Genomic DNA, 18,023 nt, shown 5'->3' on the forward strand with positions numbered 1-18,023 from the left:
AAATGATTCTATTAGAGGGTGCCCTTGGTGGTATAATATTAAATATATGTAAATAAAAGGAGGTATTCGATTGTCTGTTTCGGATTTAATCCCATATCATTACGTAACTACAGACATTAATCATTGGTATGTTGTAATAAAGCAGGGTCGAGTTGAGAAAGCAAAAGAAATGAAACAACAAGTTGAAAAAGAATTTGATATGATGGAGAAAAATGAAAAGGTAGCAGTCTATCTTCAGTTATTAAAGCTACGGCACGAAATAATGCTGTCTTATCTCGAGCCTGACTCTGTTAAAAATATAGATGGTGTTTATTCTGATCTCAAAAAGACACGGGAAAGTATGGCTCCTGAATCTCTTACGAATACAATTGAGTTCTATTATCACTTTTTCACCGGTATGTATCATTTCAGAACAAGAGATTTAGTTATTGCTTTAACATATTATCGAGAAGCTGAAAAATATCTTGATTTATTAGACGATAACGCAAATACAGATAAAGCAGAGTTCTATTTCAAAGTGTCAGAGGTCTATTACTATATGAAAGAGACTCATTTCTCCATGAATTATGCTCAGCGTGCATACTCTATATTTAAAGAGCAAAAAGACGCTCAGGGTCATCTTACATATGGCAAAGAAATGGTCCAATGTCAGTTTGTTATTTTTGGAAACTGGCTAGATAAAATGTGTTATGATGATGCTTTAAAAACAGCTAAAAAGGCTTTAAATGATGCTTTAAAAATAGGGGAACAACATTTAATTGGTTCAGCTCATTTTAATGTGGGTTTATGTTATAATAACCTTGAAGAACTTGACAATGCTGAGAAACATTTTCAAATCGCCTATGAAATCCATAGGGATCGCAAACACATTTATGAGTCTAAAGCGATTTTTAATCTAGCATATGTCAAAGCAAAGAAGAATGATTTAAAGGCTGCTTTAGAATTATACCAGGAAGGTCAGAAGGTTGCTGCCAGACACAACAACCAGGAAGTAACGGAGAAATTAAAACTGGTTAAAGGTCTTTATTTATCATTCGACTTACAAACACTTAGAGAAGTGTTCAAGTTCTTCAAAGATAAAAACCTTTATGGTGATATGGAAGAATACGCTGTTGCTGTTGCTGATTTTTTGACCAACAAAGAAGATAGACATGATGCGGTCGATTTTTATCAAATGGCAATTGAAGCACGCAAACAAATTCAAAGGGGGAAACATTTAAATGAAAAAATGTAAAATTGCAATTTGTTTAGCGCTCTTGCTTGGCATTGTTGGAGTATCTAGCGCTTCATACGCTCTTTCTGAGCAGTCCACTTATAAGGTCGCAGATAGAGCAGCAACTTAATATGATATTAAGAAAAAAACCCATTTTGGACTTTGAAGTGCACCCCAAATTTTAGACACAGTCTAAAATTTGGAGGTGCTTTTTCTTTTATTAACACATCTGTTCTTTAGTGAAGGAACATAACATATTCTTCCACTATACACTTTTGGTTCTGCTGGATAAGGAAAACATCATTGCTTATACCATTAGACATATTACGGATTGCTTAATTTTTATATAACTGTTTGAAACGGTTTTTCCGTCTGCGATAAATAAATAAGAGGTGAAATCAATGAATGGTATAGAATTTTTAGAATCCGTGTCGCAACTGGGACAAATAATTTTATTGTTCTCCGGCTACGCCCTTTATTGGAGATTAGGCAAATGAAACTTTTCTTAGGTCCTTTGTAATGTTCGGCATATTTGCATGGGCGCTTTCGTTTCTTGCATTGCATTTGTGGTAACAATCTTCTAAAGGAATTAGATGATTCGATTTAGACCAAATTTCTAAGTTAATGTTAATACTACAATACGGTTGCCTAAGAGCAACCGCAATTCTACTATTAGCTTAAACGTAAAAAGCACCTGTTTTCAGGTGCCCCAAACAACTATGATATTCTCCTCAATCTATTCGCGCCGAATCCACTGCTTTGGTATGTTTTGACGAGATCGCCCAATCGTACCGAAAAGCCCAAGATGCCGCTTCCCCTGTTCGTTCCACGTGGTACATCATACCATTTTCCGCTTAATTCCACCGCCCCACTCCAATCGTAACTCACTTCCCCTTCAAACACATTGGTCCAATTATGACCACTGCCGTTGTCGCTTAATCCTACCCACCAGATCTTATTGTTATCCAGGTGCCGGATGTAGTAAATGCCTCCATCGTCGCCTCGCCAGGTTCCTGTCAAATCGTACGCAGGTTGCCTCCAATGAGTTAGTATAGGTACCTGATTGTAGTACATAAGCAGCACTCCTCTATTGGAATTTTTATTCGTTACAGCATAAGTCCACAACAAACAGCTGGCTTTACCATCGAAGTCGTTGCCATGTAGTCGCGGCAATTCCACCGGTTACCTTGGTCAACCGGTCTCCACTACGGGCGACGACCAAGGTACCGCTTCCCCTGTTCGTTCCACGTGGTACATCCGCCCAATTTCCAGAGATCACCTCTGATCCAGTCTCATCAAACATCCGCATTCCATGAAACACGTGTGTCCAGTGTTGCCCCCTGCCATTGTCGCTAAAGCCTGCCCACCAGACATGGGGGTCATCATGCCGGATGTAGTACACTCCTCCATCGTTGCCTCGCCAGATTCCTGTCATATCCGTTTCCTGCCGAGTCGCTTGTGCATCAACAAAATACTCCCGATCATGCATATGCCTCCAATGAGTTAGCATAGGAACCTGATTGTAGTACATAAATAGCACTCCTCTATTGGAATTTTTTGGTTTTATACGTAACATATGCTGAAACAAAACAATTGAACCTAGGCAAATGCTGATTTAAGATTAGAAATCTCAATATGATCTGATTCGAATAGCAGGTAAAATGACATACATCGTATTGATCATTTCGCCCTTTAAAATCACATTATATTCTGCTTCTTCTTTTTCCCATGGTAAAATCTCGTTGGAACTATTCAAACGATAGGATATAAACATGAAAGTATTTGAAGCCAAGACGTTGCTTTCTGAAGCAGATAAACGTGCAAAAGAATACAAAGAATTAAGAAGTCAGATGGTCAATCTAAAAAAAGCCTTCAAAGCTGTAGCTGATTTAGATGACAGTGAGTTTTCCGGCAAAGGCGCCGATAATATTAAAGCATTTTATCAAGATCATGCCGGAGTTGCTGACAATTGGATTGATCTAATTGATATGAAAATTGCTTTTTTGGCAAGCATTTCAGGCGCTTTAGAGGACGCCAGCTTAGCCGATGCATACATAGAAGAATCCTTTTTAGAACATGAGCTGGCTAACGCCTACACAAAATCAAAATCTATTATGTCAGAACAAAAGAAAGCCATGAAGGATATCTTAAATGATATTGACGATGTCCTTCCGCTTGATTTGTTCTCGACAGAAAACTTCAAAGACGAACTCGCCGATGCCGAGAACCAACGCAAAAAAACCGTCAATAAAATAGACAGCGTGGACGAAGCACTTGTTACTGAATATGCCCAGTCAGAGCCTAACGAGCAATTCATCAAGAAGGACTTCCAAAAGCTTGAGGAATCCACAGGCAAAGGCAAAAATGCTTCCCCTATCCAGTACAATGCCAAAGCGTATCGAGAAAGTGACATACATAAGAAAAAAGGCGATATCTCGAAACAGACTGAAGCCTATTTGAAGATCAAGAAAGATGAAGCGAAAGAACGAGAAATCAAAGAGCTGAAAAAGAAGCTAGCTGACGGAGTGACGGATCCGGATGAATACTTAGACATTGCCAAGAAAGTCGGATATGAGAATCTAACCCCTGAACAGCTCCAATACGCAGTGCAGCTTGAACAAGCAAAACAGCTGAAGTCCGTCGGTGAAAGTATAATCAATGCCGGCAAGACAGTAATTGATTTCGTTGAGGGAGTTGATGATGGTATTGACGATGTGATTGACGATACCATATATGGCATTAAAGACTTGGCTGTGGGCGCATGGGAATATTCACAGCTCCCTATCGAACTGAAACTGACAAAAACAGTTACAACCATTTTGAGCGTACCTTCTTATTCTAAAATCATCTGGACAAACCTTGTCGACTCATGGAATGATAAAATGATAAATGGTAGTGCATACGAAAAAGGGCATTATATCAGTTATGTGCTAGGAAATATCGTTGGCACAAAAGGTGCGGGTTCCGCAGTGCAAACCACGACCAAATTTTCTAAAGTAGGTAAAGTGGTTGAAGCTGGAACAGCCGCTGCTCATGTCAATAAAGGGCTTTTAAAAGGAAAAGACTTTATTAATCCTTTATTAAAAAATAAATATGAACCTGCACTTGTAGGGATAGCTCAAGATATAGAGAATACCTACAATGTGAAAAATACATCTATATTAAAAAAAGAGATTCAATCAAAACAAGATCAATTCGTCCAAGCTGCACCATATACACATAAAGATGCATTCGGTAACACCGTCACAACCAACTTAAAAAATGGACATTTAAAAAATGATGTTCATCCTGTAACCGGAGTACCTTATGATAAAGATGGCTTCCCGATTTTCGAACCAGTTACCGAAGTAAAGATTGATAGATCATTATATCTACAGAAAGATACTGCACAATTTAAAAAAGCCACTGAACTATTACAGCAAGAAATTAATAAAAATCCAGAGTTAAAAAAACATTTTACAGAAATGCAGTTAAAGCAGATTTCAAAAGGCAAAAAACCAAAAGGTTTTACATGGCACCACCATCAAAATGAAGGTATAATGCAGCTAGTAGATGCAGATATTCATGGCAAGACAGGACATACTGGAGGAAGAAACATATGGTGCGGAGGTTCCAAATACAGATAAAAGGAGTTTATTAAAATGGTTGAATGGGATTTCGGAGAGCATCCTGTTAGTAACGAGGAAATTACTGAAGTAGAAAACATGTTACAAGTCAAGTTTCCAAAAGATTATTTAAAATATGTCAAAATCTATTCCGGTGCTACCCCCTCTCCCGAAACTTTTGATCTTGAAGATAGGGAAGGAATTGCATTCGGATACTTACATAGCTTCCATAAAGAAAGCGAGTCATACATAGTTAACGTTTCTAATCGTTATCGAGATGGTAGAATGCCCGCCAAAGTAATACCGATTGCGGATGATGTGTTTGGCAATGAAATCTGCTACGATTTTCGAAAAGTAATCAGTAGTCCTTCTATTGTTTTTTGGGATCATGAAATTGCATATGAAAATCCTGATGGAGCATTGAGTCATATATGTGATTCATTTACCGAGTTGGTTAATAAACTATACGAGGAATAACGGATAACTCCCTTCTCATTACGAGAAGGGATTCTCTTATTTTAATAGAGATTCAAGCTTCGCTTTCGTTTTCGGTCCAAATGCCGTCAGGATTTAGTCCATTCATCAACTTGAACCGTCTGCTGGTGTCGGCGATGAAAAAGGAGATAAAGCAAAGAAATATTATATACCTTTTAACGGAAACGAAGATACTTATAAATCCCTTTAAAACATTTAAATAAACAGGAAGTGTTAATATGACTTTATACGAAGAATGTCTAGAAGCTCTTGGAAATAACAAAGAAGTCCTCACTATTTCTGAGACACGTAAATATCATGAACAACTTGGCGAAAGTTTCCCCTTCACATCATGGGGAAGAATTAAATGGGATGAAGTAACTTCTCACAGATCTATTGATTACGCTGAAGATATTGATGAATGGTTAATTGAGAATAAAATAGATGATAAAACTGTTATTCTCCTTTGGGCTTACGGTGATTACCCAGCTGTAAAAACCAGCTTAGACAACGCCTTAAACGTAATTGATGATGTAACTGCTGTAGGTTCAGATACTTTCATGTTCAGCGAATCTGGTTATGTGATTGAATTTTTCCATGATTGAGATGTAACAATAGGAAAGGCAATATGAAAATATTAGCCCTTCTTAGTTAAGAGGATCAATATGAATTTAGAGAAAAAAATGGAAGCTATATTAATTAAAAGAAAAGAACTTAATCTTAATGATGACTATGGAATTCAAAAGAGTTGGGATGAAATAATTAAAGTGCTCTCAGAAAATGAGGAAAATACAATTAGCTATCTAGAAAATTGTAATAAAGAAGATTTATATTGGATCAGTGAAGTATTTGAAGATTTAGCTGAAAGTTTGCAAAGTAAAGAACTTATTCATTGTTTAAGAAAATTAGATGAAAAGTACCCTGACTTAGAAATGACAAACGATATTGATATAGCAGAAAGTTATATAGAATAGATACGTACCATTTCTCAGATTTGAAGTTAACATTTCTTGGTGGTGATAAGTAATGATTGAAATCAAAGTTTCTGATCCTGTGTTTAGATTCCTTGGTGGGTATTTCCATCAGGATATTGATTCTCCAGAATCAGCACTGGACGAATACTTAGAAGAGATTCCAAAAGAAGAGCAAGAAACTAATATAGTAGCATTAAAAGATTTTATTAACAGTGATTATACGGATGAAGAAAAGAATGATTTTATCGATGAAGCTGCTGACGGAGTGGACATTCTTAGTTACGGAGCATCTCCATTAGTATGGCTCGAACAAGTTATTCAAAAAATAGAAAAGAATATTGAAACTTTATAATCCATGAAACCTAGCACAAAAACAGAGTTGATTTTGAATTCCCCTTCAAAATCAACTCAAAAAATAATTTCGTCCCCAATTCGTCCCCAACTCGATGAATGATGACAAAATCAATAAATAAGCAAAGTAAAAAACCCTTGCTACGCAAGGGTTTAAGCTATGATTCCTACTGGGCTCGAACCAGCGACCTCTACCCTGTCAAGGACGAGACACGTATTCTGACTAATCTTTAACAATCCTAAATAATTGCCCAAACCCTTGTCATATCAGGCCTCATGGGATTTAGTTTCCTGATTGATATTTGTTGTTACCAAATGGTTTTTAAAGTTTTTGTGACTCCATGTGACACAAGAACATAGAGACTGCCTACATCTTATAGATACCTTCACTAAACGACTCATTCACTCTGATAGCGATAATATTACATTTAGATGTCCTCGAAAATGAAAGTCCATTTATGACTGCTCCCGTAATGAAAACAATGCGTTTAAAGCTTTATAATCTTTTTCTTCAAAAGAAACCGTAACTCTGTCTACTATCTCAGTGTCCGATAACATAAAGGTTGTTTGGCGAAATTTAATTTCTCTAGGCCCAATTATGTTAAGTATACAGTCAAGAACTTTAAAACAGTCGATATCTATCCCAATTTCTGAATGGTTTTTGACACTGACAATTATAAAGCCGTCGTTTTTTGTAAATCTTATTTTTTGAGGTGACATATTATGTCGCTTACAGTATGACTTAATAGCTGCTTTAAAGTAATCTTCCAAATCCATTGGTGCCCCTTCTTCTCTCCCCCTTGTGATAACAAAACACCCACCCATATTTTAACACACGGCATAAAAGACCCCCAGCTAAAGGGAGTCTAATTATATTTTGAATCACTTAAAAACGGGGAATATTTATTTTAATCTTCTTTTCCATAGCCATGACGTTTGAAAAATTTGCTTACCTTTATAATTCATAAAATAGTTATCAGATTTACGTGAATATTGACCTTTCTTAGCATTGAGCAACCTAAAGTCATACCTACTCCATGTAATCGTGGTTTTTACACTACTTATACTGCTAAGAATTCCAGCTGCAGCTGTTACAGCACCAGCCCTGCCAGCTGTTTTCATACAAGTTGCCAATAAAACACCGGCAAAAACTCCTACACTTGCGGAAATTCCATTGAAACTACCCTTGCTGACATTATAGCCTTCCCAATGATCTCTCAAAATTCCAGCAGATGTATCATTTTTATTAGCCAATTGCTCTACTGGTGATGAAGTTTGTTCAAAATTCACTACTTCTCCATTAACTTTAAGCTTATCGTTATTTTGGTCATATTGAATCTTGTCTGTTCTTTTCCCATCATTTACAATAATCTCGACTACATCATTAACAGTTCTTTCTGAAAAAGTGTATGTAGTTCCGTTATAATCTACAGACTCAGTATTATATGATGGTTCTACATTCTGGACAACTGAACTTGAAGCTTGAAGTTCTTTTGCATCTGAAACAGGACTAAAAATTGTAACAGCAGTCAACACAGCAACACTTGAAAGGACAATCTTTTTCATGATAAATTAAAACCTCCTTTTGTTATACATTTACAATTCTGGAGGTTTGTAGATTGAAATTCAACCCATTAATTGTATTTTAAGGAGAATTTAAACTAGGGGGGGTTATAATGACTAGTCTTACATTCAAACTTTTCCACTACACAACACTAGCATTGGTTCTTTTATTTATCATACTGGGCTTTACCTTAAAAGGAGTTTTCTTTTATTGGTCACTAATATTAGTCGGTCTTAATTATCTAATCAGAGGAATACTAACATCTAAATCAGAAAATAAAAAAAACGGAACGTTTATTACAGTTTGTGGAGCAATTATAATCCTTGCAGGTTTATTTAACTTATTAATCCGTTAGAAAGATAATGGTTCAGAGGGCGCTTAATTTTGAAACGCCCTTTTTTCATTCCTCAATTTTGCAGAGTGGACAGAGCTTCATCATGTATCTCTGTCTCATTCCCCATTTCTAGAGAAGCGATGGTTCATCATGAACTGTCGTTTGTTGTCTTCATTTATGTAAATAGATCATAACCATATATACTTAACCAAAGGGTCTGGTTGGAAAATTTAACCCAGAAAGAGAATAAAGTGTATGAGGCTAAAATAAACATCATTTATGCACTTCTTCAAGATAATCAAAACGAAACCATTGAGCAATGTTGGAGTTACATTCATTTCCTTCAAGAAAAGAATGACTTAGACAGTGTTCTTGATCTTTCCTTGATTATCTCTCAGTACTGCGAGGAGAAAGATTGTTATAAGGATGCTCTTGAATTTTCTAAGCGAGCTATTTTAGCCGAAAAGAAAATGAGGCAGTTGGAGGGAATAGGATGAAAAGATTAATACTTCGTGTGTCTGTTACAGCTATTATCTTAAGTGGGTTAGCTGCTGGCGCTAGTTTGTTTACTCAGTCAGACATTCAATTTAGTGAAAAACCAGTCGGAACTGATATTCAAATTGCAGAGAGACCAGTTGGAACTTAATAAGAAGTGAGGGGCATAAGATGACAAAAGGCGTTAAAATAACGTTATGGAGCATCCTAGCCGCATTCATCGTGTTAGCAATAATAGGAGTTGTATCTTATTATCAGACGCCGTCAGCGTAAGAAAGCATATCTCTAAAATACAGCCCTATAATGGGCTTTTTTTGTATTGGGTAAGAACTAAGCTACTAAGTGTGAGGTGAAAAAGATGAGCAAAGAAATAAATACAAAAGAACTTGATGAGGAACAAAAAGAGTGCTCAAAATGTTTGATAATGTATTAGAGGTTTATGAACAGCATGACGGTGAACCAGATATTAAGCCTGGTGTAACTTGCCCTTCATGTCTAAAATAATCAACTAATTATGTTTGTAACTGGAATGGGAACAAGCATGTACACTTTATTTGCGAGTGTGGCTGTCGAGTGCATCAATAAAAATTATAAAAATAAAACACTACCCTAATTAGGATAGTGTTTTATTCAGGCTGTCGAGAAAATCTCGACAGCCTTTATTTTTTTGCTTAAAATATCCATTCTCCTGTAATAAAATAAAAGAAAGACTTAAAAGGACGGTGTCTTTCTCATGTTCCATACAAGAAACTCTTCTCAAAACGCTGCCGACACTACCCTAATTAGGATAGTGTTTTATTTTTTTTGTTCAATACATCTTTTGCTTGATTTAACAGTGAACTCATCTGTCTGTGTTTTTGAACCTTGTCAAATATTAATTTTTCTTCCACTCCTAATTTTTTTAAAACCACAAAGATTAGAATTAATTTCATTCTATATATATTGAAAAATTTTTCAAAAGGTTCCTTTAAAATCATTGTTTTTTTAGACATATCATAATGAGTTAAATAATTTCTTGTTTCAACTGTTTTTTGAATAAATCGATCCCTATTTTCGCTATTTCCTATTAAAAAACTTTTAACTTCAGAAGACAATCCATTTATTAGTTCTTTTAATCTTTTCCCTAAGTTATATTCATTACCGTGTTTAAATTTACCTAAAAAGAACGACTTTACCTCTTCATTATCTATATTGTCCTCTATATACCGCTTTATTTTTTCTGCATTTTCAATATACAAATCCTGTTCAATAGTGTTTCCTTCGTAAAATCTCCTATGAAAAATCTCTAATGCTTGCACAGCGTTAATATACTTAGAATCAATATATAGATTTTCAAAATTATGCAAGTGAAATGTTAATATTGTTATTAATTTATCTTCTTTTTCAAACCAACTATTCATTATCTCTCCAAATTTTTCTTTTAAATCTTCATAATCAAAAAGAAACTGTACATTTCCTTTTTTCTTCTTTTTAACCTCTTTTATGCTTTCAAAATATTTGTATTCCAAGTATCTATTTTCTTCACTCTTAAATACTCTAAGTATAATATTTTCATCTGTTGTTGTATAATCAATTAATAAATTTAGAAATCCTTTAAATGAGCGTATAACTTTTAGAAACCAATCAATGTCTCTACTTTGTTCAGGTATTATTTTAAACCATGATGTATGTCTTGCCTTAACTTCTATATTGGATAAATAATCCATCCTTGTATTCCCCATAAAAGTTTCCTCAATAATGCTATTAAGACTTTCAATATTGTATTTCCGTGTTTCAGGGACGGAATATTCTATTTTATAGTAGTTGTCCCTTGGTATTCTTGTTTCTTCAAACACCTGTGGGGCTATCCACTGAGTTAAATAATCTGCATTATATAGAATGTTATCAAAGTTTTCCGGGAACTCTTCTGTATAATTACCTACAAGAAAGCTCCTTACACTATATGTTTCCCCAGGTATGCCAGGAGAAGGAGTTGAAGCACTAATTCTTGATAACACATTAATTTTAAAACTTTCCCCATTAACTGAAACCCCGTATATTTCATTGGGAACTTCTCTATCAAAATTGAAAAGGTCACCTTCATCACATAAAACACCAACTAATTCTAATGTAATACTTTCAGGAGTGTACTTTAATGTGCCAAATACTGAATCTTCCGGGATATCTTTCTTCCACCATTTCCCCATAATATCAAAAGTATCAATTCTACTTAGCTTCCTTACTTTCATGATATTAGCCCCCTTTTAATAATTTTTTCCTTAACTAATAATACATTATCAAGCATTATGAACCAGAAATAAACAAAAAAAAGCGTACTTTCCAATCGAAAAATGAATGGAAGTACACCACTGTTACCCAATATTAAAATTAAGCCCCTTGTTTTTGAGCCCATTTGTGATCTCTTTATAAACTAAGTTTGCTGTCTCTTTAGCATTGTTGGCTTCAGTTATTGTAAATTGGAGTTTTACATCATTATTAACCGTTGAGTTTTCAGTGTTATTGTTCACTATGGAATTTGGAACATTCGTCTTTATATTTGCATTTAGGTTTGGCAATCCAAGTTTCCCAGCTGCAAACGATACAGAACTTAGAATATCTTTGTACTTGCTTAGGTCGGGTTTAACTTGCTTCTCAGCTTCTAAATCACTATTAGATAGCTTACGTACTTCTTTTACAGCTTGAAGCATGTTCTCTGTATCTGTCTTATTTAAAATAAGTTCTTTGTCATGCAGGAATGCAAGCTTACCAGCACCTAAGCCTGTTCCAGTGTACCCGCCTGTATCAAATGACGATACTTTTTTACCGGTTGTGTTCCCCTTAACTACTGTGGAGAGGGCATTTGAAGCCTCTTTTAGCTTATCAATCAGGTTGTTTGAAATGCTCTTACCGATAGACTCCATATTGCTGTTAATAAACTTTGAAAACTCGTTCAATTGCTTGGTGATATCAGTTATCTTTCCATTCATGAGTTTGTCTTCAATCTTCTTAAATGCTCTTTCGTCATTCGTTAAATTGTCGTACTTATCATTTATGGCGTCCTGATCTTTTTCAAGCTGATCTTGTAGAGCTTCTTTCCGTTTTGTGTTGCTACGATCTTTAATGAATTCATCTAATGCTTCCTGTTGTTCTTGAAGCTGTTTTTCCAAGTCTTTGACTTGAGCTTTCGCTTCGTCAGAATCCACTGAAAGTTTATAAACTTTATCTTTGATATTTAGCTTCATCATCTTCTTTGTGGATTTCATCTATCTTATCTTGAGTAGGTTTTTGATGCGCTTCTAACTCAATATCATGCATTATATTAGAACCTGAAATCTTGCTGGATTACTGAGTCACGCCGGTAATCGAACTACATTCGATAGTATTGTTATTGCCATGCAACAATAAAATCAGTTGATAAGACAGCTTATCTTTTCAACAATTTGTCCTTAAAAAAGAGAGACGGTCAATAGATTTCGAAGCCAAAAAATCAAGTTCGCCAACAACTTGCAAATTTGATAATCCGACTTTATTAATGAAAAGTAAAAAACCCTTGCTACGCAAGGGTTTAAGCTATGATTCCGACTGGGCTCGAACCAGCGACCTCTACCCTGTCAAGGTAGCGCTCTCCCAGCTGAGCTACGGAATCATGATATGTATGTGTTACTGGGTATGTTGTTGTCTTTCTGACATGTTTTATTATATAACCTTCTCCTCTATTCGTCAACCGCTTTTTCAGAAAAACTTTTTTTCGGACTTGCTGTTCTGTTCCTCGGCTATTATAATATGTTTTAATTTTCTAACAATAGAGGTGATGGGGTTTTGCATTCTTTGATTTCTTCTGATGATGTTTGGGTATTGTGGGGGTTTATTGCGGTGTGGGCGGCAGTGAGCATCGGGCTGGAGCAGCGTTTTAAGTGGGCGTCCGCTGTGTCTGGCGCTATCATTGCGCTTGTAGGTGCTATGGTGTTTACAAATATAGGAGTGCTTCCTGTTGAGTCGCCTGTATATGATACTGTGTGGTCTTATGTGGTGCCGCTGGCGATTCCCCTTTTGCTGTTTCAGATCAATGTGCGGCAGATTTTTAAGGAAAGCAGGCGTTTGCTCTTTATTTTTCTGATTAGCTCTGCTGGCACTGTGCTTGGGAGCGTCTTCGCTTTTTTTCTTTTCAAACAGCATATTCCTTATCTCGATAAAATCGGCGGGATGATCAGCGCCTCTTATATCGGCGGCGGGGTCAACTTCGCGGCGATGGCGGCGAAATTTGAGACGCCTGGGGAATATGTGTCGGCTGCTGTTGTGGCTGATAATGTTATGATGGCGCTTTTGTTTTTTATCTTAATCAGTATTCCTGCGGTTAAATGGTTTCAGCGGCATTATGCTATGCCGTTTGAAGAAAAAGTACAAGCCGATGGAAAGAGCGGAAACAGTGCAGAAAGCTATTGGAAACGGAAGGACATTTCCTTAAAGGATATCGCTTTTAATGCCGGTGCTGCTTTTGCGCTTGTTGCAGTTAGCGTGAAGATTTCCAGCTTTTTCAAAAGCCTTTTTTCTCATCCTCTTTTGACCGGAACGCTTGGCGATCAGTATCTGATGCTCACGTCTTTAACTGTTCTTATCATTTTTCTATTCCCGCGTTTTTTTGAAAGGCTTAATGGATCTCAAGAGCTTGGAACCTTTTTGATATATTTGTTTTTTGTGGTGATCGGCATTCCTGCAGATCTGCGCTTAATCGTCACCAAGGCGCCTCTTATTCTCTTATTTGTCTTAGTTATTGCAATCATCAATGTAGCGGTTTCCTTAGCCGTCGGAAAATTGTTCCGCGTGCGGCTTGAAGAAATTTTGCTGGCTGTCAACGCTGCTGTCGGAGGGCCGACGACAGCGGCTGCGATGGCAATTGCCAAGGGGTGGCGGGAGCTTGTCGCCCCGATTATGCTTGTCGGTACACTCGGCTACTTAATTGGGAACTATGTCGGCACCTTTATGGGAAATTGGTTTTCTTCCTTTTTATAAAAAGGATATTTGCAGTTTCTTCAGAATAATGTAAGAGATATGCTGACATGAGAACGGAGAGATCACTGTATGTTAAAAGGAAAAAACATCTATGTAAGACCTTTAGAAGTAAAGGATGCGGAAGAAAATCTGCGGCTGCAAAGCGAAAATCGGGACTTTTTTGAACAGTTCTCCATGATTCGCGCGGACGATTACTATACGGTTGAGGGGCAAAGACAACGAATAAGCGAGTATCAGCAAAGACTGGAGAAAGATGAAGAGTATCATTTTGGCATTTTTACTGCGTCAGACGATACATTAATTGGGACGGTTTCGCTCTTTCAAATCATTCGCGGAGCGCTGCAAACGGCGTTCATCGGGTATTTTTTAGACAAAGCCCATAATGGAAAGGGCCTTATGACAGAGGCCGTCAGATTGATTGTTGATTTTGCGTTTCACGAATTGAAACTGCACCGTATTGAAGCCGGTGTGATGCCCCGCAATCTCGGGTCCATGCGTGTATTGGAAAAAGCGGGATTTCATAAAGAGGGCATCGCCCAAAAAAATGTGAAAATCAACGGCGTTTGGGAGGATCATCAAGTCCTCGCGATTCTGAATCCTGATGATGAACAATAAAAGAAGCCGGGCCATCCCCGGCTTCTTTTTTAACGAACCGCCACTGCCGCGATTTCTTTCAGCGCTTGTTCGAAATCACGTTCTAAATCGTCTGCGTTTTCGACACCGACACTAAGACGGAGCAGGCCGTCTGTGATGCCGCGTTTTTCCCGCTCTTCCTTAGGCATTGCCGCGTGAGACATCGTTGCCGGATAGGACAAAATCGATTCCACGGCGCCAAGGCTCACAGCAAAGACCGGAAGTGATACATTCTCTACTAACTTCTTAACGGCCTCTTTGCTTTCAAGCTCAAAAGATAGCACAGCCCCCGCTCCCGTTGACTGGCTTTTATGGGTTTCAGCGCCCGGGTGATCAGCCAGCCCCGGATAATAGACGCGTTTCACAGATGGATGTTTCTGAAAAAACTCCGCAAGCCGCTGCGCTGTTTGGCTTGCTTTCTCCAAACGGATCTGCAATGTTTTTAATCCGCGCAGCACAAGCCAGCAATCTTGCACGCCAAGGACGGCGCCGAACGCGTTTTGCAGCTTATACAGCTGTTTCCCAAGCTCTTCATCCTTGACAGCAGCCAGGCCTGAGAGCACATCGCTGTGCCCGCTCAGGAATTTTGTTGCGCTGTGAAGCACAATATCCACGCCGAGATCAAGCGGACGCTGCAGAGCAGGAGTCATGAAAGTATTGTCCAGAAAGGTCAAACAGCCGTTTTCTTTCGCAAGCTGAACAACCGCTTTAATATCAGTAATGCCAAGTGTCGGATTTGACGGTGTCTCCATATAAATGACCTTTGTATTCGGCTTGATATTCCGCGCCACTTCGTTAATATCAGTCATGTCGACAAACGTATGCTCAATGCCAAACCGGGTCAGCACCTCTGTTACCATGCGGAAGGTTCCGCCGTATACATCTTCTGTTACAAGAACATGGTCGCCCTGTGAGAGAAGTAAAAATGCTGTAGAGATCGCAGCCATGCCTGAACTGAAAGCAAATCCTCTCGTCCCTCCTTCAAGTGCGGCAATGGTTTCTTCGAGAGCTGTTCTTGTCGGCGTGCCTGAGCGGCTGTAGTCATATGCGCCGAACTCTTCAAATGAAGTTTGATGAAATGTCGATGCGTGCTGAATCGGCACACTGACCGCCCCGGTTGCGCCGTCTGTTTTAAATGGATTGTGCACGAGCTGGGTTTCCAGCGTCCAATTGTGATTACTCAAATGAAACAGCTCCCTCTTTAACGTGACATAACGCTTGTTTTACGTCTTCTTTTAAATCTTCCACATGTTCAATTCCGACCGAAAAGCGCAGCAGACGATTGCAGACCCCGTTTGCGATGCGGATCTCTTCAGGAATATCCATGTGCGTCTGTGTGGCAGGGTATGTAATAAAACTCTCCACCCCGCCGAGGCTTTCCGCAAAACAAATGGTCTTCAGCGCTTTTAAAAACGGGTTCACCCACTCTTCTTTTTGAAGACGGAAGGACAGCATGCCGCCTTTTCCCGGATACAGCACATCCGCAATTTCTTCCTGCTTTTCTAAAAACGCCGCTAACTCCTGCGCGTTTGTCTGGTGCTGGCGCATTCTGAGGCTGAGCGTCTTCATTCCTCTCATCAGAAGCCATGAATCAAACGGAGGCAGGACCGCGCCAATGGCATTTTGGTGTTGAAACATTTCCTCTCCAAGCTTTTCATCTTTCACAACGACAAGCCCCGCAAGCAGGTCGTTATGCCCGCCTAAATACTTGGTTGCGCTGTGAATCACAATGTCAGCCCCCAGCTCAAGCGGTCGCTGCAAGACCGGTGTATAAAATGTATTATCTACGATCAGCAGAAGACCGTGCTCTTTTGTCATCCGGGCGATTTTTTCAATGTCCGCCTCCTGCATGAGCGGATTTGTCGGTGTTTCCACAAACACCGCTTTTGTATTCGGCGTAATCTTAGAGCGTAAACAGTCTTCGTCGCTGAAATCATCATAATGAAAGGTCAAGCCGTATTTTTTCCATTCATTTTCAAACAATCGGTACGTGCCGCCATATAGGTCCGATGAAACGATCAGTTCATCTCCGCTTTTAAACAGCGCCATAATCGTTTGGATGGCTGCCATTCCCGAACTGAAGGCAAGCCCTCTCGCTCCGTTTTCTAAGCTGGCGATCGCGTCCTCCACAAGCTGGCGTGTCGGGTTTTTTGTGCGGACATAATCAAATCCGGTTGATTCTCCGATCCCTCTGTGGCGGTATGCTGTTGATAAATAAATAGGAGGACTCACCGTTCCCGTTGCTTCGTCGCTTCGGTTCCCGATTTGGGCTAATTTCGTTTCAACATGCTGTGACATATAGCAGACACCTTCCCTTTTCAAAATAAAAAACCCCTTCTTCATAAGAAGAAGGGGTTTAAACTTCTTCTTATCTTCCAAGCATAAAACGCTTGCTGGATTTAGCACCTTGGCGCTTTGCACATACGCAAAACAAGCCGGTTGCTGAGGTTTCTAAGGGCCAGTCCCTCCACCTCTCACGATAAGAAATATCGATTTCAATTTTCTGATTGTTTTATATTAACGCAATTCGCAGTTAATTTCAACACTTTTTTCTTCGGGTTCCGAACAGTTTAAAGAGAGAAATTTCTAATAATTCATGGTACAATAATGGAAAACGCAAGAAAGTCTAGTGATGTCCTGGAGGAATGCATTATGGCACCGAAAAACGGCACAGTGCAAGAAAAGAAAGTCTTTTCGAAAGAGCTTAACGAGGAAATGACCTTGCTCGTTTATCTGCCGTCCAACTACTCCCCTCTTTATAAATACCATGTCATTATCGCGCAGGACGGCCACGATTATTTCAGGCTGGGGAGAATTGGCAGACAGGTCGAGGAATTGCTGTCCAAACGGGAAATTGACCGGAGCATTATTATCGGTGTTCCTTATAAGGATGTTCATGAGCGCAGAAAAACCTACCATCCGGAAGGCTCTAAATTTTCGGCGTATAAACGGTTCATCGCCCATGAGCTCGTACCATTTGCGGATGACGAGTATCCTACCTATCAGGTCGGCTACGGACGAACGCTGATCGGGGACTCGCTGGGAGCGACCATATCTCTTATGACAGCGCTTGATTATCCGAATATGTTCGGAAACATCATCATGCAGTCTCCCTATGTTGACAAACATGTATTGGATGCCGTGAAGCAATCGGACAATATCGAACACCTCTCTATTTATCACCAAATCGGCACAAAAGAAACTGACGTCCACACGACAGACGGGAACATTCTGGACTTTACAGAACCGAACCGGGCGCTGAAACAGCTGCTGGAGAAGAAGCTTTCCGATTATGATTATGAGCCATTTGACGGAGACCACAAATGGACATACTGGCAGCCGCTTATCACGCCGGCGCTGAAAAAAATGCTTTAATACTATATCATACTTT

At 38.7% G+C, this 18,023-nt stretch carries 17 protein-coding genes, 1 tRNA gene, 2 pseudogenes and 1 riboswitch; of the genes and pseudogenes, 12 read left to right on the forward strand and 8 right to left on the reverse strand.

Annotated features, from left to right (window positions below):
* The first annotated feature begins 70 nt into the window (after positions 1 to 70).
* From JMN17_RS14485 to JMN17_RS14495, 3 genes are all read left to right on the forward strand, one after another.
* On the forward strand, positions 71 to 1,234 hold the full coding sequence (locus JMN17_RS14485; protein ID WP_087990828.1) for a response regulator aspartate phosphatase: 1,164 nt from the start codon (positions 71 to 73) through the stop codon (positions 1,232 to 1,234).
* A 1,751-nt stretch (positions 1,235 to 2,985) separates the two neighbouring features.
* On the forward strand, positions 2,986 to 4,839 hold the full coding sequence (locus JMN17_RS14490; protein WP_202328425.1) for a T7SS effector LXG polymorphic toxin: 1,854 nt from the start codon (positions 2,986 to 2,988) through the stop codon (positions 4,837 to 4,839).
* A gap of 15 nt (positions 4,840 to 4,854) precedes the next feature.
* A complete protein-coding gene (locus JMN17_RS14495) occupies positions 4,855 to 5,295 on the forward strand; it encodes an SMI1/KNR4 family protein (protein WP_202328426.1) in 441 nt (146 codons plus the stop codon).
* A 36-nt stretch (positions 5,296 to 5,331) separates the two neighbouring features.
* Here the strand turns inward: JMN17_RS14495 and JMN17_RS22165 are convergent.
* Positions 5,332 to 5,413: pseudogene (locus JMN17_RS22165) on the reverse strand (peptidoglycan-binding domain-containing protein); the annotation flags it as partial.
* 118 nt (positions 5,414 to 5,531) lie between these two features.
* Between JMN17_RS22165 and JMN17_RS14500 the strand changes: the two are divergent.
* From JMN17_RS14500 to JMN17_RS14510, 3 genes are read left to right on the forward strand one after another with little or no spacing between them, the layout of a single operon-like run.
* A complete protein-coding gene (locus tag JMN17_RS14500) occupies positions 5,532 to 5,897 on the forward strand; it encodes a CDI toxin immunity protein (RefSeq protein WP_087990822.1) in 366 nt (121 codons plus the stop codon).
* 60 nt (positions 5,898 to 5,957) lie between these two features.
* Entirely contained in the window at positions 5,958 to 6,266 is a 309-nt protein-coding gene (locus tag JMN17_RS14505; RefSeq protein ID WP_202328427.1) for a hypothetical protein, read from the forward strand.
* Positions 6,267 to 6,318: 52 nt separating this feature from the next.
* Positions 6,319 to 6,618 carry a contact-dependent growth inhibition system immunity protein gene (locus JMN17_RS14510; protein ID WP_202328428.1) on the forward strand — a complete coding sequence of 100 codons (300 nt, stop codon included), beginning with the start codon at positions 6,319 to 6,321 and terminating at the stop codon, positions 6,616 to 6,618.
* 455 nt (positions 6,619 to 7,073) lie between these two features.
* On the opposite strand, the gene JMN17_RS14515 is transcribed toward JMN17_RS14510, so the two are convergent.
* Together JMN17_RS14515 and JMN17_RS14520 are read right to left on the reverse strand one after the other, a co-directional pair.
* Positions 7,074 to 7,394, reverse strand: a complete 321-nt coding sequence (locus JMN17_RS14515; protein ID WP_202328429.1) for a hypothetical protein — start codon at positions 7,392 to 7,394, stop codon at positions 7,074 to 7,076.
* 126 nt (positions 7,395 to 7,520) lie between these two features.
* Complete coding sequence (locus tag JMN17_RS14520) at positions 7,521 to 8,183, reverse strand: hypothetical protein (protein WP_202328430.1); 663 nt, start codon at positions 8,181 to 8,183, stop codon at positions 7,521 to 7,523.
* Positions 8,184 to 8,293: 110 nt separating this feature from the next.
* Between JMN17_RS14520 and JMN17_RS14525 the strand changes: the two genes are divergently transcribed.
* From JMN17_RS14525 to JMN17_RS14535, 3 genes are all read left to right on the forward strand, one after another.
* Positions 8,294 to 8,536, forward strand: coding sequence for a hypothetical protein (locus JMN17_RS14525; RefSeq protein ID WP_202328431.1), 243 nt, complete (start codon positions 8,294 to 8,296; stop codon positions 8,534 to 8,536).
* Positions 8,537 to 8,736: 200 nt separating this feature from the next.
* Positions 8,737 to 9,012, forward strand: a complete 276-nt coding sequence (locus JMN17_RS14530) for a hypothetical protein (protein WP_242519912.1) — start codon at positions 8,737 to 8,739, stop codon at positions 9,010 to 9,012.
* A complete protein-coding gene (locus JMN17_RS14535; RefSeq protein WP_014479495.1) occupies positions 9,009 to 9,161 on the forward strand; it encodes a PhrK family phosphatase-inhibitory pheromone in 153 nt (50 codons plus the stop codon). Before JMN17_RS14530 ends, JMN17_RS14535 begins: the two co-directional genes overlap by 4 nt.
* Before the next feature lie 631 nt (positions 9,162 to 9,792).
* Here JMN17_RS14535 and JMN17_RS14540 read toward each other — a convergent pair.
* The 3 genes and pseudogenes from JMN17_RS14540 to JMN17_RS14550 form a co-directional block, all read right to left on the reverse strand.
* Positions 9,793 to 11,238, reverse strand: a complete 1,446-nt coding sequence (locus JMN17_RS14540) for an ApeA N-terminal domain 1-containing protein (RefSeq protein WP_202328432.1) — start codon at positions 11,236 to 11,238, stop codon at positions 9,793 to 9,795.
* Between the two features lie 123 nt (positions 11,239 to 11,361).
* Positions 11,362 to 12,304 (reverse strand): annotated as a pseudogene (locus JMN17_RS14545) (phage tail tape measure protein); the annotation flags it as partial.
* A gap of 258 nt (positions 12,305 to 12,562) precedes the next feature.
* Positions 12,563 to 12,635, reverse strand: a tRNA-Val gene (locus tag JMN17_RS14550).
* Positions 12,636 to 12,808: 173 nt separating this feature from the next.
* Between JMN17_RS14550 and JMN17_RS14555 the strand changes: the two genes are divergently transcribed.
* Together JMN17_RS14555 and JMN17_RS14560 are read left to right on the forward strand one after the other, a co-directional pair.
* Entirely contained in the window at positions 12,809 to 13,999 is a 1,191-nt protein-coding gene (locus JMN17_RS14555; RefSeq protein WP_202328433.1) for a DUF819 family protein, read from the forward strand.
* A 69-nt stretch (positions 14,000 to 14,068) separates the two neighbouring features.
* Positions 14,069 to 14,614, forward strand: coding sequence for a GNAT family N-acetyltransferase (locus JMN17_RS14560; RefSeq protein ID WP_087993922.1), 546 nt, complete (start codon positions 14,069 to 14,071; stop codon positions 14,612 to 14,614).
* A gap of 29 nt (positions 14,615 to 14,643) precedes the next feature.
* Here JMN17_RS14560 and metC read toward each other — a convergent pair whose 3' ends face one another.
* A complete protein-coding gene (gene metC, locus JMN17_RS14565; RefSeq protein WP_202328434.1) occupies positions 14,644 to 15,816 on the reverse strand; it encodes a cystathionine beta-lyase in 1,173 nt (390 codons plus the stop codon).
* Entirely contained in the window at positions 15,809 to 16,930 is a 1,122-nt protein-coding gene (metI, locus tag JMN17_RS14570; RefSeq protein ID WP_202328435.1) for a cystathionine gamma-synthase/O-acetylhomoserine thiolyase, read from the reverse strand. The genes metC and metI overlap by 8 nt, the downstream gene beginning before the upstream one ends.
* A gap of 67 nt (positions 16,931 to 16,997) precedes the next feature.
* Positions 16,998 to 17,118: riboswitch (SAM riboswitch) on the reverse strand.
* 166 nt (positions 17,119 to 17,284) lie between these two features.
* On the opposite strand from metI, the gene JMN17_RS14575 reads away from it, so the two are divergent.
* Positions 17,285 to 18,007: an esterase family protein gene (locus tag JMN17_RS14575; protein WP_202328436.1), complete on the forward strand. Its 723-nt coding sequence runs from the start codon at positions 17,285 to 17,287 to the stop codon at positions 18,005 to 18,007.
* Positions 18,008 to 18,023 lie beyond the last annotated feature (16 nt).

This window comes from Bacillus sp. RHFS10 (genome assembly GCF_016757475.1).
Taxonomy (GTDB): Bacteria; Bacillota; Bacilli; order Bacillales; family Bacillaceae; genus Bacillus; species Bacillus subtilis_G.

Excerpts from the sequence above, each read along its gene's own strand:
- JMN17_RS14490 (WP_202328425.1), top strand. The coding sequence starts at position 2,986 with ATGAAAGTATTTGAAGCCAAGACGTTGCTTTCTGAAGCAGATAAACGT.
- JMN17_RS14495 (WP_202328426.1), top strand. The coding sequence starts at position 4,855 with ATGGTTGAATGGGATTTCGGAGAGCATCCTGTTAGTAACGAGGAAATT.
- JMN17_RS14500 (WP_087990822.1), top strand. The coding sequence starts at position 5,532 with ATGACTTTATACGAAGAATGTCTAGAAGCTCTTGGAAATAACAAAGAA.
- JMN17_RS14505 (WP_202328427.1), top strand. The coding sequence starts at position 5,958 with ATGAATTTAGAGAAAAAAATGGAAGCTATATTAATTAAAAGAAAAGAA.
- JMN17_RS14510 (WP_202328428.1), top strand. The coding sequence starts at position 6,319 with ATGATTGAAATCAAAGTTTCTGATCCTGTGTTTAGATTCCTTGGTGGG.
- JMN17_RS14515 (WP_202328429.1), bottom strand. The coding sequence starts at position 7,394 with ATGGATTTGGAAGATTACTTTAAAGCAGCTATTAAGTCATACTGTAAG.
- JMN17_RS14520 (WP_202328430.1), bottom strand. The coding sequence starts at position 8,183 with ATGAAAAAGATTGTCCTTTCAAGTGTTGCTGTGTTGACTGCTGTTACA.
- JMN17_RS14525 (WP_202328431.1), top strand. The coding sequence starts at position 8,294 with ATGACTAGTCTTACATTCAAACTTTTCCACTACACAACACTAGCATTG.
- JMN17_RS14535 (WP_014479495.1), top strand. The coding sequence starts at position 9,009 with ATGAAAAGATTAATACTTCGTGTGTCTGTTACAGCTATTATCTTAAGT.
- JMN17_RS14540 (WP_202328432.1), bottom strand. The coding sequence starts at position 11,238 with ATGAAAGTAAGGAAGCTAAGTAGAATTGATACTTTTGATATTATGGGG.
- JMN17_RS14560 (WP_087993922.1), top strand. The coding sequence starts at position 14,069 with ATGTTAAAAGGAAAAAACATCTATGTAAGACCTTTAGAAGTAAAGGAT.
- metI (WP_202328435.1), bottom strand. The coding sequence starts at position 16,930 with ATGTCACAGCATGTTGAAACGAAATTAGCCCAAATCGGGAACCGAAGC.
- JMN17_RS14575 (WP_202328436.1), top strand. The coding sequence starts at position 17,285 with ATGGCACCGAAAAACGGCACAGTGCAAGAAAAGAAAGTCTTTTCGAAA.